This is a genomic window from Candidatus Uabimicrobium helgolandensis (genome assembly GCF_041508025.1).
In the GTDB taxonomy this organism is placed as follows: Bacteria; Planctomycetota; Uabimicrobiia; order Uabimicrobiales; family Uabimicrobiaceae; genus Uabimicrobium; species Uabimicrobium helgolandensis.
This window is the reverse complement of record NZ_CP165719.1, coordinates 4,101,523-4,115,286: the sequence shown is the minus strand read 5'-3', so window position 1 is coordinate 4,115,286 and position 13,764 is coordinate 4,101,523. Positions and strand designations below refer to the sequence as shown.

At 33.6% G+C, this 13,764-nt stretch carries 11 protein-coding genes and 1 pseudogene; 8 read left to right on the top strand and 4 right to left on the bottom strand.

Annotation, left to right across the window (positions count from 1 at the left end; genetic code table 11):
- The first annotated feature begins 26 nt into the window (after nucleotides 1–26).
- Together UABHE_RS15010 and UABHE_RS15005 are read left to right on the top strand one after the other, a co-directional pair.
- Nucleotides 27–1,679 carry a HEAT repeat domain-containing protein gene (locus UABHE_RS15010; RefSeq protein WP_372371148.1) on the top strand — a complete coding sequence of 551 codons (1,653 nt, stop codon included), beginning with the start codon at nucleotides 27–29 and terminating at the stop codon, nucleotides 1,677–1,679.
- A 228-nt stretch (nucleotides 1,680–1,907) separates the two neighbouring features.
- Nucleotides 1,908–2,768, top strand: a complete 861-nt coding sequence (locus UABHE_RS15005) for a GyrI-like domain-containing protein (RefSeq protein WP_372371147.1) — start codon at nucleotides 1,908–1,910, stop codon at nucleotides 2,766–2,768.
- A gap of 565 nt (nucleotides 2,769–3,333) precedes the next feature.
- On the opposite strand, the gene UABHE_RS15000 is transcribed toward UABHE_RS15005, so the two are convergent.
- Nucleotides 3,334–4,416 (bottom strand): RNase A-like domain-containing protein, encoded by a 1,083-nt coding sequence (locus tag UABHE_RS15000; RefSeq protein WP_372371146.1) that lies wholly within the window; start codon nucleotides 4,414–4,416, stop codon nucleotides 3,334–3,336.
- Between the two features lie 398 nt (nucleotides 4,417–4,814).
- Here UABHE_RS15000 and UABHE_RS14995 point away from each other — a divergent pair, with 398 nt between their 5' ends.
- The 5 genes and pseudogenes from UABHE_RS14995 to UABHE_RS14975 all read left to right on the top strand — a co-directional run.
- Entirely contained in the window at nucleotides 4,815–4,976 is a 162-nt protein-coding gene (locus tag UABHE_RS14995; RefSeq protein ID WP_372371145.1) for a hypothetical protein, read from the top strand.
- A gap of 52 nt (nucleotides 4,977–5,028) precedes the next feature.
- Nucleotides 5,029–5,370, top strand: coding sequence for a hypothetical protein (locus tag UABHE_RS14990; protein ID WP_372371144.1), 342 nt, complete (start codon nucleotides 5,029–5,031; stop codon nucleotides 5,368–5,370).
- A gap of 297 nt (nucleotides 5,371–5,667) precedes the next feature.
- A complete protein-coding gene (locus UABHE_RS14985) occupies nucleotides 5,668–6,390 on the top strand; it encodes a PEP-CTERM sorting domain-containing protein (protein ID WP_372371143.1) in 723 nt (240 codons plus the stop codon).
- A gap of 661 nt (nucleotides 6,391–7,051) precedes the next feature.
- Nucleotides 7,052–7,720, top strand: a complete 669-nt coding sequence (locus UABHE_RS14980) for a PEP-CTERM sorting domain-containing protein (protein ID WP_372371142.1) — start codon at nucleotides 7,052–7,054, stop codon at nucleotides 7,718–7,720.
- A 134-nt stretch (nucleotides 7,721–7,854) separates the two neighbouring features.
- Nucleotides 7,855–8,040 (top strand): annotated as a pseudogene (locus UABHE_RS14975) (IS5/IS1182 family transposase); the annotation flags it as partial.
- 73 nt (nucleotides 8,041–8,113) lie between these two features.
- Here the strand turns inward: UABHE_RS14975 and UABHE_RS14970 are convergent.
- From UABHE_RS14970 to UABHE_RS14960, 3 genes are all read right to left on the bottom strand, one after another.
- Nucleotides 8,114–9,958 (bottom strand): serine/threonine protein kinase, encoded by a 1,845-nt coding sequence (locus tag UABHE_RS14970; protein WP_372371141.1) that lies wholly within the window; start codon nucleotides 9,956–9,958, stop codon nucleotides 8,114–8,116.
- 137 nt (nucleotides 9,959–10,095) lie between these two features.
- Nucleotides 10,096–10,656: a type II secretion system protein gene (locus UABHE_RS14965; RefSeq protein WP_372371140.1), complete on the bottom strand. Its 561-nt coding sequence runs from the start codon at nucleotides 10,654–10,656 to the stop codon at nucleotides 10,096–10,098.
- Nucleotides 10,657–10,992: 336 nt separating this feature from the next.
- Nucleotides 10,993–11,787 carry an SDR family NAD(P)-dependent oxidoreductase gene (locus UABHE_RS14960; RefSeq protein ID WP_372371139.1) on the bottom strand — a complete coding sequence of 265 codons (795 nt, stop codon included), beginning with the start codon at nucleotides 11,785–11,787 and terminating at the stop codon, nucleotides 10,993–10,995.
- Nucleotides 11,788–12,516: 729 nt separating this feature from the next.
- On the opposite strand from UABHE_RS14960, the gene UABHE_RS14955 reads away from it, so the two are divergent.
- A complete protein-coding gene (locus UABHE_RS14955; RefSeq protein WP_372371138.1) occupies nucleotides 12,517–13,719 on the top strand; it encodes a hypothetical protein in 1,203 nt (400 codons plus the stop codon).
- Nucleotides 13,720–13,764: the final 45 nt, after the last annotated feature.

Sequence of the window (13,764 nt, the reverse complement as noted above, 5' to 3'; positions counted from 1 at the left end):
TTTTACCTTAAGGACTTGAAAAAACCATGGAAAATAAATGGCGATACCCAACTTTTGTTACTGGAATAGCAACATTTATAGTATTTCTAGTAAATATAGTTCCAATGTTAGTGTGGGACAGTATTCACGATATATCTATTTTTATAGGGCTATTCATTATTTCAAGTTTTTTGATCACAATGTATGCACGTAGTCTAAAAAGAAATACTCTTTTCTGGGGATTGTTCAACTTAGCATCTATTGGATTAGCAGCGGTTATTTTACTTGTTATAGACAAAAATAGCATAAAATATATTCCCCCTAAAAGCATTTACGAACAAGTAGAGGCACAAGAGTCGGTTTTTCGCGTTTACAATAGATCACCGAAGATAAAAATACCCAAAGAGATAACAAAATGTCCGCCAATAACAGATGAATCTGTTGAAAAAATTAAAAATATTCTACAAAAAATAACAGATCCACGCGATACCGAAAAAACAAAACTCATCCTAGAAATAGGAGCAGGTGCGATTCCTATTCTTGCTAAACACCTGCAATCAAACAATAAGACACAAGAAATTTTTACGATCTTGTATGATATGAAATCAGATGCATATCCTATTATTCCCTACTTAGTAGACTTTATTGAGCAAGATCAACACATGCAAGACTCTATCTCTGTTTTAGGAAGCATAGGTAATAAATCTGCGATAACTATTCCTATATTATCACACATTATAAAAAATACTTCTGTCAGAAAAAACATCCGTGCAAAAGCTGTCGAAGTTCTAGGGGATATAGGTGAGCTTCCAAAAGATCTCTATCAATTACTTATTTTGTGTTGTAAAGAAGCCCCTCGACAAATTGCAACAAATGCTGTGCGTGTTTTGGGAAAATTGGCTCCTTACTCAAAAGATCTAGAAGATTTTTTGCTTCACATGCTACAAAATAATGATATGACGCATGCTGTGGTAGAAGCTCTTCAATGTATAGGTTCTCTCAATATTGTCAAAAATTCGACGTTTCAAAATTTACTCATTAATCAAAAAGATAACATCCAAAAGGCGAGTGAAAACACGTTAATGACCATCATCAGAAAAGAAGGTGTAGATACAGCGGCATTGGAAAACCCCAAATTAGATGATAAAATCAAATTAAAGATAACAATACTTTTCTTAAAACAAGAACCTAACTCCAAATATTTATTTTCTATTGTAGAGCAAAACTACAAATCAAAGCACGATGTAACTACCAAGAAGATTATTTCTCAAGTACTAGACTCAGTCACTTCAGAATCCACTGCAGCGATTTCTTTACTTCTAAAGCTTTTTCGCGATCCCAATAAAGACATTCGAAAAATTGCCGTAGATAAACTTTCTTCAATAGGATCGAAAGCCACAGAAGCCATTCCAGCTCTAAGAAAAATGGTATACGACAAAGATGCCAAGATCCAAGTAATGGCTGTAGAAGTTTTGATTAACATCTTAACGACAAAAGACGATTTGTTTAAATTTCTAACTACAACACTGCGTAACAAGACAAGTGAGGTGCGTATAGTTTCTGCTCGAACATTAGCCAAAATGTCTCCAAATATTGCTTTTGCCATTCCTGACCTAGAAAAAGCGCTTTCTGATGATGTAGCAGACGTAAAAAATGCTGCTCAAGAAGCCTTAGATAGTTATGAAAAAACTCAGTTTTGATTAGGGCGTGTCATCATTCAAAATATTGTGTGTTTTTTCGAGCCCGAGCCCGTTTGCGAGCCCGTTTCCGAAACTTTCACTAACAATTTTATCAAAGAAGCAAAGTTTCTTTTTCCATCGCAAAAAACTAGTATTGAACCAATAAATCACTTTCTGTCGCTCTCAAAAAGTTCGATAAAAGCAAAAATGATCAAAAAACACTCTAATAAATTTAGTAAACTATTGACTATGAATTATGAAGAAAACATTATTCGGGCAATTGCATACATGGAAAACCATCTTACCAAAGAAATTTCCCTAGAAGCAATTGCCTCACAAGCTTACTATTCAAGCTTCCATTTTCATCGTTTATTTTCCGCTGTTACAAAGGAAACACCAGGAAGTTACCTAAGAAAAAGACGTCTATCACAAGCATCTCATGAAATTCTTCAATCCAATAAAAGAATTTTAGACATTGCTTTAGATTACCAGTTTCAATCTCAAGAATCATTTAGTCGCGCTTTTAAAAAATTTCTTGGCGTTACTCCTGGTCAATACCGGCGAAGTGGTTTAGCTCAGAGAACTCATTTTCCAAAACTTACATTAGATAACTTGAATCATCGTTATCAAGGAGGAATTTCTGTGGAACCAGAATTCAAAAAAATGTCTGCAATGAAATTTATCGGTATGATTTGCAGTATCGACAGTCAAGAATTACCTAAACTTTGGGAGACTTTCATAGCACAAAGAAATTCAATTACAAATCTCAAAAATAACATTTGCTATAGTCTTTGTTTTCATATCGAAGACAATTGTACTGCAAACTCGTTTTTATATATGCCATGCGCTGAAGTAAACAATATCGATAATATCCCGATATCCATGGTTGCCAAGACTGTGCCAGAAAATGAATATGCCGTTTTTACTCACAAAGGCTCTCTGGACAAAATCAAGGACACTTATGAGTATATCTATGGTACTTGGCTAAGTAAATCGAGTTATTCCTCAGCGGGTCTTTATGATTTTGGGATGTATAACGACGATTTTTCGATTGAAAATCCAGAAGAATCTAGAGTTTATATTCATATCCCAGTAGCGAAGGAAACTTAGTAATTTGAAATCCTCTATTTGTGGATATGAACAATGGAAGTACATTCACTAGCAAATCGATAAGTAATTCTATAAAACCGAGCTTTATCAGCAGGACTAAATTCCTCCACCTTCTACAATATTCAAAGAAATGGATAAAGAAGCGCGCTGAAGTTGATTACAAAGGTAAGAGTAGTCCTTTGGTAAATTGTCGACAATTTTATTTGCAAGATAACAAATTGAAGAGTTACTTTGTAAACATCGAGACATTCGTGATCGAAGTTGTTCGTTATGACCTCCTTCATAAGTTTTCAGAAACAGGCTCGGGCTTGTAAGTGAACTCAAAGCAATTCAAAATATAATAACATGAGATAAACAACAGCCTTACCAAAAGTCGATTGAAAAAGTATAGTGATGGACTAATGAGACATCGACTACGAGACGATTGTATACTTAGTTTCTTGTGTTAACTCGCTTCGTTAGCTTGAATGATGACACTGATTACTTTAGCAATCTTTTTGCCCCTATCAAATTTTTGAAATGCCACATCATGCCTAACATTGATGTGGCATCAAACACCAATAAATTATTGAATTTCAGGAAAAGCAGATAATATATAGAAAAGTTCAACATCTTCTATTGTTATGCGCTTAATAACAACTCGGACGCTGATAGTGGTATTATTTAACTCTCTATAAGTCTTTTTCCTTTTACTAACAAGCTCGGCAATAGCACCTTCTACACTTTTTTCAACATGTAGTATTTTTCTACCAGACTTGCTTTCCGCCCATAATTTTAAATCATTTTTTTTGCTCTGTAAAATAGACAGAATAACATCTTTCGCATGACTTTTATTCTTGAAACAACCTGCGATTTTATTCGTTTTGGTTGCTAGCGCTTTTAATTGTTTTTCGCGTTTGTTACAGTGTTTACTAATTGTGTGCCCCAACTTGCTATCTTCATGATCATTAAGATTAACCTTAATACCTTTTCCGCTACGCAATGCTTGAGTGAATACCCATAGCTTTTTGTATTTACCTCCTCTAAATGGGTTTGAAATTGGTGTTACTAATCCAATAGCACTTTTACTACGCTTAAGTTTTTGTTTTTGTTTTTTGCTACCTAAAATAGGTAGGCTATCACTTCTTTTGAGTTTTTTTGGTGCTCGACCTGTAAAAACGGGAAAAGCGGTTTCGATATAACAAATTCTTTTCTTCTTTTCTCTTTGTTTAACTAATTTCACATGAACAGTGCTATTTTTTATGGTCTCTCTTTCTCTACTTCCTCTTCTTATGCCATAAGCTTTGACCGATGTTTTTGCTTGGAAGGTTTGAGAGTCGTTCTGCTTGCGATTATTTAGCCAAGATGATATATCTCCCCTTTTTTTCTTCAAAACTTGTAGGATAGCTTTTTGTGCGTCGCTTTTATTTTTAAAAGACGTTGCCCCTTTTATTTTTCTCTCTTTGCTTAGACGGTCTATCAGAAATTCGTTGTCTTTTTTACAGTGCTTGGCAATTGTGTGTCCTTTTGAACCATTTTCATGATCATCAATATCCACTTTCGAAATCGATTTGTTAATCAAGTCTAAACGAAAAGTTGTTAATTCTGCTTGAGCAAATAATGAAATACTTATAAATAAGATATAAACGTTGATTAGAAGTTTCTTCATATTGTGAATCCTTATTTTGTTTAGATAATCCGTTAAAAACGGATCCCAATTCAACCGTAAAAAAACAATTACAATTTATTTTGTTGTGAACAAAGAGATATTCTTGTCGCGATTCCTCCTAAATCTAATACCAAAGAGCCAAAAAAATATGATAGCACTATAAGTTCTTGTTAAGATGATATTCGTGCTAAATGTTAAGAAAAGTGGGAATGGCAATTCTAACAAGAAATACAATGGTATTCGATTTGAAAATTATTTGTTATAAGTGGGTGACAGAAGTTTAAAATGGGTAAGCTTTCATAAATTGAAAATTTCAAGTGGGCACGTTTACAACATATAATTAGTGTCCAGCTTCACTATTGATAAACCGCGATGTATTAACAAATGGAGATATTTATATGGAAATCAAAGGAAAATCACTTCGAGAAATAAGACCTAATACAAATTATAATGCTTGCTCTTTCTATGTAGATGACAAAGAATACGATGCGACAAATTGTAAGTTCCACAACTACAAACAGTTTACAAAAGATTTTGCCAAGAACCAAGATTATTTATAACATGTGAATAACTGTTATCTGCACCTACCAAAGTTGAATTAAAGGATTGTTTATGTTTTTTTCTGTAGATTATGAAGAAGAAATAGAAGTTGATCCGCCACGTAGTAAAAAAAAATCGCGACCAGTGCGAAAATTAAGAAAAGTTAAATTTATTCATGCTTCTGGTGATATTTCATGCCCGATTATCTTAACTAGCGATTTACACGAGAATGCTAATGTGTTAATCGAAACCATAGCAAACCAGGTAGAATATCCCGAAGAGTGGGTATTCATAAGTGGTGGAGATATGGCAGGGGAAGGAGTTATGGGAAGTGATGGTGATATAACTCCTGTTATGGAAAAAGCTTTAAAATATTTTGGAAAAGTTTTTTTTGTTAAAGGTAATTGTAATTGAAAATAGGTGTCAGAGCAAAATTTGGATCAATATTTTTGGAATACAAAATTGCAAAAAAATATTGCTTATATTCGAGTTTCTACAGATCAACAAAATGTAGATAGTCAAAAGTTGGAATGACATTCGTGCCAGACTCAAATACCATTCAATTTTTACTTTTTGTACGAGCCAGTGTCATAGAAACGTAAACCAAATATCGATGCTCACAGCAATAAGTTTTCCTTACATAAACCATATCTACTTTGCTATAATTGAAATATTAGGTGTTTAAAATTTCTACAAACTTAGGGATAAAATATGTCAAAAAATAAAATACAAGCTCTTGTTGTTTTATTTGGGATGTTGGTTATTCCAATAACAGCAGAAATTATATTTCGTGTAAATGGTCCAACCAATCGCCTTGTAGAATATGCTGATACTACAAGTATGATAGCAGACGCTCAAACGAACAACAATGTTATGACTGCGAACCCAGATGGTGATATAGGTTATTTTACAATAGATGGAAGCATATTCCGCGTAGATGATACAGCAAACTTATTAATCGAATACACAAGTGCTACAAACCTTCTTTCTGATATTCAAGAAAGTAGTACAGTTCTAGCGTTTGATCCTGGTGGGGATACAGGCTTCTTTGAATCTGGAGGTAGTATATTCCGTGTGAATGATTCAGTGAATCTTTTAGTAGAATATGCTAGTGTTGCAGATCTCATCACTGACACCGCAGCAAGTAGCGCTGTTTTGGGGTTTGATCCTGGAGGAGATGTGGGCTTCTTTGAATCTGACGGTAGTATATTCCGAGTCAATAGTTCTGTTGGTCTTCTTATAGAATATGCAAACGTTGGTAGTTTATTAACAGATACCCAAATAAGTAGTAGTGCTTTAGCATTTGCTCCTGGCGGAGATATTGGTTTTTTTAGCATTGATGTTGAAGTTGTACCTGAGCCAAGTACCTATCTGCTACTATCACTCTTAGGCTTATTTGGTTACCGCAAATTGACAAATAAAAAATATAAATAGGACAACAACCTCACTTTTAGATGAATTTTTTCTCTACAATTTGAATATAAATAGAAGAAGAAGTACATGCTCCACGTGCACCATTTTCAAACATTGCCTTACCAAATATTTCATATTACCATTGCTCTATTAATGCTTACAAAAAAGTGTCAGACTCAAAACTAATTACCTTATGAGAAAGAAAATGGGGAAATTTCAGAAGTGTTGTTGTAGACAATATCAAAAACATAATAACTTTCGTAAAATCAAATTAAAGATAACAATACTTTTCTTAAAACAAGAACCTATAATAGATCCGCAACTTGATAGATTTAAATAATTAGGGCCTGTCATCATTCAATACAGATAAAAATATAACGGATTCATTTAATGATACGCCAGTAGTATTGAGCCCGAGCCCGTTTGCGAGCCCGCGCCCGAAAACTTTTTGAGAGCGACAGAAAGTGATTTATTGGTTCAATACTAGTTTTTTGCGATGGAAAAAGAAACTTTGCTTCTTTGATAAATTGTTAGTGAAAGTTTCGGAAACGGGCTCGGGCTCGAAAAAACACACAATATTTTGAATGATGACACGCCCTAGTTCTTACAAGTAATAGTAAGTTTTAAAATTGTTCATATTACCAACAATCCAGCATGATTAATTTACAATACAAGGATAATAATGGTTTTTAAAATTAAACAATACATCATATGCATTTTTTGTCTACTACCGATATTTAGCGAAATAATCGTAGCTCCTGTCGCAGTAATTCGCAATGATTTTGGAGAATTTGCAGCTCAATTTAGTATTGATAATATGATAAATCAAACAAATAATTTAGTTGATTTTAATAGTGGAGTAGACGATTTTGATGATTTCGCAGCTCTTAATCCAACAGCAACTTCAAATAACGTAGCTACGCAATTTTTTGGAGAAAATAACAATGTTGGGCCAATAATCGATTTTGATTTAGGCGAATTATTTCAAATTAGTCAACTTGGATTATTTAACAATCAGAATCGCGGTTTTGAAGACGTTGATATTTTTACGGCAACGCAAGCTGACTTTAGTGACGCGATATTTGTTGGAAATTTTACGTTTGCTTTAAGCGGTGATGCTGCTCAAGATTCTCCCTTTGAAGTCCGCAATCTAGGAAATAATATCGGTCAATTTGTACGTTTCGATGTCAACTCTTTTGGAACTAACATTTTAGGCGGAAAACAAATTACTTTTGGTGTAAACGCAGCTAGCGTTCCTGAACCTTCTGTTTATTTATTATTAGCTTTTTTGCTTTTTCTAGTTTTTATTAAAAAAAATGCTAGTCCGAAACCAGAAAAGATTAAGTTATAAACAAAAGGAGAGTTAAAAATAAAGGAAAAAATTGTTATTGGCATAGTCTTCGTGTTATGTGGATTCTTTCTTGTTGTTGAATACGGAAAGATTTGGACGTCTTCTGCAAAAATTGGATGATAAGGGATGATAAGAATATTCTCTCTGTTATTCCTTCTAATGCCAATAATAAGCAACCACGCGAGCATGATAAACATCTTTAATAAAGCAAGGCATTTGATTGAAAATTTTTTCAAAAATTAAAGCAATACAGAGCTATTGCAACCAGATATGATAAAACCGCTGTATATTTGGCTTCTTCTGTCATTTTACTTAATTGATGACACGCCCTAGTCTATAGTGATGTATCAGGATCAGCGTTAGTTTCAGCAAAACAAATTTCAGTTTTCGTATCTAGTGTGTAATCGCAAATGCTGCTCTTCCTACACTTTTATCGTTAACAAAAACATCGATATAGAAATTTCCTGCGCGCCACAAACCCGGTTTGTTAAAGCCCCAACTGGAAGTAATATATGCGTACTGCGCATTTGGTTCGACAATATAGGATATTTCATTTGATGTGCCAATTAGTTGTCCTTGAGCAGTATAATATTTTCCATGTGCTCGTACTTGGTTTGGCCTTTTTTGGAAAAGTAAATTTTTGAATGTTATTTCGAAATAAATATAGCGCGCTGTTCTTAAAGAAAACATATTTGAATATTTTCTTAAATTTTGCGGTGGTAATTTTGCAGTACCTTCGTATAGTAAAATATGTTGAAATGAGAACGAGGTGTTTGGTTGTGGTTTTGTCTTTATTTTTTCAGCAACAAAAAATTCAACTTGCGATTTTAATTTCTGGTTTTCAGTTTCTACAAAAATATCAATGTTGTATGTCTCTCTCTTTTCAGAAGTAAACTGTACCAATCGTTGTACTTTTACACTCTTTGATGAAAAGAAATCTTTCTTGACACCTTCTCCGATAATCGTAATATTCTTTAACGTTTTGAATGGAGTAAAGCGGATAGAAAGATAAACCTTGTCGCCAACATAAAAGAGCTTCTTGCTTTGTTGCGACTTTGTTATTGTTTTAGCAGACAGTTTTATGGTTACTTTTTCGTTAGAAATTACAAACAAGGCAAACAAAGATACAAATAAAATGATAGTACTAATTACCCATTTAAACCATTTTCGAGGAGGACGTGCATTGATGCGTTTTCCTTGTAAAAAATTTTGCAAATCACAATGAAATTCTCGTGCTGTTTGATAGCGCTTTTCTTTTGATTTTTCTAGTGCTTTTAAACAAATAGTGTTTAATGCCTGCGGAATAGTTTTTTTTAATTGCCGTGGAGAAATAGGAAGTTCATGAACTATTTTCGAAGCAACATGAGAAAACGTTCTCCCTGTAAATGGCAATTTTCCACAAAGCATTTGATACATTGTAACCCCAAGAGCATATACATCAGTACGCGCATCGATATCGCGGAGCTTTCCATCTGCCTGCTCAGGCGCCATATAGTATAATGTTCCAATGATCGTTCCACTTTTAGAAAGTTGTTTACCTCCATCAAGTAGCTTCGCTAGACCAAAGTCCATAATAAACACTTCATCTTGCTGATCTATCATAATATTAGAAGGTTTAATATCGCGATGAACAACATCTTGTTGATGAGCATAGTCTAAAGCTATTCCTACAGTACTGAGAATTTCAACTGTTTGCTTTGTAGATAGTCGTTTATTATCCAAAAGCTCTTTCAATGAGGGCCCATTTACATAATCCATGGTATAAAAATGATTATCTTCGAATTGAGAAACATGATAAATGGAAACAATATTGGGATGTTTCAACTTCGCAATAGTACGCGCTTCGCGGATAAAACGTTCAATACTGTTTTTGTCTTTTACAAGCAGTATTTTAAGCGCTAAGTGTCTTTGAAGCTGCTCGTCATATACCAAAAAAACCTTCCCCATGCCTCCCTCACCTAATTCGCGCACAATACGATAATTAGCGAACTGACTATTTTCTTTAAGATTAAGTGAAATTAAGGTACTCGATTTATCTTTGTTATACACTTCTTTTATTTGTAGCACTTGCGATTGCGTTATATACTTTTTTTCAACCAGCCAATTTACAAGAGAAAGAGTCTTGCCTTGTAAACTACATTTTTGCTGCATCTGTAAAAATGAAGCTAACTGATGTGGTGTAACAAGTCCCATTGTAACCGCTGTTTTACCAAATAAAATTTCTTGTTTTGAGGACATTATTTGCTCTATTGTTTTTCAAAACCTATTGCTGTAGTGATAACTGTTAACAGCAAAAAAATGAGTAAGAGACACGCGACACAAACAAAATTATAGATTATATCTATAGCAAAAAAATATTTACTCAAAGTAGTACCTTAATTCGCTAAAACATCCAAGTTAGGAAAATCAGTTTCGCCTTTGTATTTCATATCAACATGTAAATCAAAAAATAAAAAATTAGAAGCTTTGCCATCACTATGATTATTATATGGTTCTCCTATATCGTCTGAGACAATCGGAGTTGTAGATACATCATCATTCACATTAAAAAGACCAGGATAAACTCTAGAGTTAGCATTCTTTCGTCCAGCGTAACTCACTGGACCGCTTGCATCTCCATTATCAGGAGCATTTTTTAGCTCTTGTTCGCTATTTGTATCTTTTGTCATACGACATAAATAAACATCTTTTTCTACTATTATTCGATTATCATACAAACTAAGCAAAAATCCTTGGCCATTTCGGTCTGGAAAATCTTTTTGCCCACCAATATCTAATAGGTAGATAACAAAACCTTTTCCAAGTTGCTGTAAATTTAACTGGCAAGTTTTCTCTAACCATTTGCGATTTCTGTACTCAACAATAATCGATCCTACCGTTGCTAAAATTCCGTAAATAAGCATAAGTACTAATAACATAAACGTAAATTTTTTCATACTAAACTCTACTTTCTATTTAGAATCGTAAAACAATTACACCTTAATTTTAAAACTGAAAAATATTATAACTGCGCTAGTTCAAATTATATTTAAGTTTATGTGAAAAAGAATTACACGATAAAAGAGTAGGGTGCCATCAATTAGATATTAATAACTATCATAATCGTAACTAAAGTCACGACTGCATAATGTTTTAATTGATAGCGGTCCCTAACTTCTTTAGAAATAACTTCGACAGATAGCCATATTATTTTAGGAGATAATTTATGTCACTCCTAGTCAATAAATACTAAGTTGGTAATTCGTTAGGGCGTATTAATACGCCCTAATCAACTAAGATTTACCTATTGTTTTTTTCCAAGATGCGCCAACAATTTCCAGTACTTTCTGACGCGAAAGAATACGTGGTAAAAGCGCTACTTTTTTATTTCCCTTGCCTGTAATAACATATAATTTTCCTTTTAGAAAAGCCTCTAAACCCATTTCAGCCACAAACTCTGGTGTGTCTTTGTTAGCAAATATTTGTTTTAAATTAGGATTAGCTACTGCTGCAAAATTTGAATTTGTCCCTCCAGGGCATAGAGTCATAACACTCAAACCGCGGTCTCCATATTCACCTTGTAGTGCTTCTGTAAATGATAACACATATGCTTTACTTGCTGAATATACAGCAGCAAAAGGAATAGGCACAAAGGAAGCAGTTGAACCAACATTAATAATTCCACCTTCTTTGCGACTAAGCATGTCAGGAATAAATAAGTGGCAAAGTTCAGTAAGAGCATTGATATTCAATTGTAACATTTGCTGGTACTCCTCTCTATTAATTTCGAGAAGCTCACCCCATTTACCAAAACCAGCGTTGTTAATTAAGAGATCAACGTGCAAACTCGCTTCACTAACTTGTTTGAAAAGATTCTCTGCTGCACCTCTTTCACTAAGATCACTAGAAAAAACATCGACATTCACTCCGGATTTTTGCAATTCAGTCGCAATTTCATTCAGTTTATTTTCAGAACGAGCGGTAATAATCAGATTCATTTTTCTAGCGGCAAGCGATTTAGCCAAAGCCAGACCAATTCCCGAAGAAGCTCCTGTTACTAGAGCTGTTTTTCCTGCCAGTTGTTTCATAGCATTTTCCTTTTATTAAAATCGAAATCTTTCACAAAATTGCGGCACAAAAGAATTTTTTATAAATAGGGCGTGTCATCAATTAAAGCATTACACTGAAACATTCGTGACTGTGACCGTGACCCTAGTCGTAATCGTGATTGTAGCCGAAAAAATAGTAAAACGTTCTTGATGCATAAAGTGTAATATTTTATATTTTCAGAGTACATAACTATGAAAATCCTATATCTTCGGTCAAGGTCACGGATCACGCTCACGATTACGGCTACAGCTACGAGTTCTATAAAATCTAAACTTTATGCTTTGAATAGTTTTTTACTAATTGATGACAGCCCCTAACCTCCGACATTTAAATCTTTATATTAACAGCGTCAATAAAAGTATAATTATAGATTACTCATTCTTTTTTACAAAAAAAGTTTTTACATTCTCAATAATCGTAACCAATGTAGTTAAAGCAACAACTGTAACTATCAACACTAATTCATGTACTTGTTATAGAAAGACGGCAAGATGGAAACTTTTGTTAACTCGTATTGTTTCTACCCTTTCCAAAATGTTATAATTATTCGGCTACGACAACGATTACGGTTAAGGTCATATCTTTTTATTTGGATGAACAGAATCTACTATTCAAATGTACTTACAAGTTTGAAATCTTTGGCGAATCAGTAGGCACACTTAACAGCATCTAGTAGAATCAAAATATTTGCATAAAGGTAAAAGGCAATGAATACAATTGCAAAACAAGTGTTATCTGATATAAAAAAAGACACTAGGTATATTGGATGTACTTTCTATATCAATCACATAATATATTCTACAGAAAATTGTGTTTTCGAAAACTGTAGCTTTCGTAGTGATAGGCTTGTTATATGTTATGCCAACATAACTTCTTTTGTAAATTGTAACATCAACGAATTAAAAATAAAAAATTCTCCAACAAACCTTAATATAGAAAAAAGCCAGATTCAATCGCTAGAGATATATTTAACAAATAAATCGTTAGGCAAAAACGTTCTACAATCTCTAGAAATACCAAAAAAATTAATTGTATATACTGAAAACGAAGAAAAATTATTATTGCCGCAAAGATATACCCAAAAAATATGGCAATTAGATCAAAAGAAATGGCAATACTCAAAAATACCTGCACGCGTATCCTATAAAGAATTTACAGTTCGTTATACACTGCGTTCAAAACAAATAACTTTGCTTTTACACACACCAAAAAGTGATGAGGAGATTGCCCAAAAAATAGAAAAGGAAATTGCTAAAATAAGCAGAATTGGCAAAAAAGGAATCGCACAGTTATTTGATTATCAGAAAACCCCAACTTCCATTTTTATATTTATGAGATACAAAAATGGAATCTCTTTGGCTGATCTAGTAAAAAAAGTTGGCAAGCTTTCGGCCAAGTTGACCACTCATATCATATTGTTAGTTATTGAACAACTTGTCCATGCACATAAACAAAATATCGGCCACTATGAAATCAATCCCTATGACATATATTTTGATAACGAATCAATAGAAGTTTTGTGGACCATTGATCTCCATCAAGAACCACCTCTTAACTGCCACCCAGGAATGTTTTTCCAAAAATATTTTTCTGTTTCACCATATGCTTTAGATAAAGGTTATTCATCTTTCTTTTGTGATATATATTCAACAGGAGCCTTGGCCTATTTTTTACTTTGTGGTTATCCGCATTATGGAAAAGAATTGTCAAACAATGATATGTCAAAAATTCTTACAACAATCGCAGAGGGAGATTATCCAGATATATCGCAGAAACGACCAGATATTCCACAACATCTTGCCACTATTATCAAGAAAGCGATGTTACTTCCTTCACCAGAATGTTATCAAACCGTTGAAGAAATGTATCATGATCTCAATTCATTCTCTATGATATACTGTCAAAAATGAAGTGAGATCAGCGCGCTTTGCCATTTTGCGATAATAGGTTTCGTC

Excerpts from the sequence above, each read along its gene's own strand:
- UABHE_RS15010 (WP_372371148.1), top strand. The coding sequence starts at position 27 with ATGGAAAATAAATGGCGATACCCAACTTTTGTTACTGGAATAGCAACA.
- UABHE_RS15005 (WP_372371147.1), top strand. The coding sequence starts at position 1,908 with ATGAATTATGAAGAAAACATTATTCGGGCAATTGCATACATGGAAAAC.
- UABHE_RS15000 (WP_372371146.1), bottom strand. The coding sequence starts at position 4,416 with ATGAAGAAACTTCTAATCAACGTTTATATCTTATTTATAAGTATTTCA.
- UABHE_RS14995 (WP_372371145.1), top strand. The coding sequence starts at position 4,815 with ATGGAAATCAAAGGAAAATCACTTCGAGAAATAAGACCTAATACAAAT.
- UABHE_RS14990 (WP_372371144.1), top strand. The coding sequence starts at position 5,029 with ATGTTTTTTTCTGTAGATTATGAAGAAGAAATAGAAGTTGATCCGCCA.
- UABHE_RS14985 (WP_372371143.1), top strand. The coding sequence starts at position 5,668 with ATGTCAAAAAATAAAATACAAGCTCTTGTTGTTTTATTTGGGATGTTG.
- UABHE_RS14980 (WP_372371142.1), top strand. The coding sequence starts at position 7,052 with ATGGTTTTTAAAATTAAACAATACATCATATGCATTTTTTGTCTACTA.
- UABHE_RS14970 (WP_372371141.1), bottom strand. The coding sequence starts at position 9,958 with ATGTCCTCAAAACAAGAAATTTTATTTGGTAAAACAGCGGTTACAATG.
- UABHE_RS14965 (WP_372371140.1), bottom strand. The coding sequence starts at position 10,656 with ATGAAAAAATTTACGTTTATGTTATTAGTACTTATGCTTATTTACGGA.
- UABHE_RS14960 (WP_372371139.1), bottom strand. The coding sequence starts at position 11,787 with ATGAAACAACTGGCAGGAAAAACAGCTCTAGTAACAGGAGCTTCTTCG.
- UABHE_RS14955 (WP_372371138.1), top strand. The coding sequence starts at position 12,517 with ATGAATACAATTGCAAAACAAGTGTTATCTGATATAAAAAAAGACACT.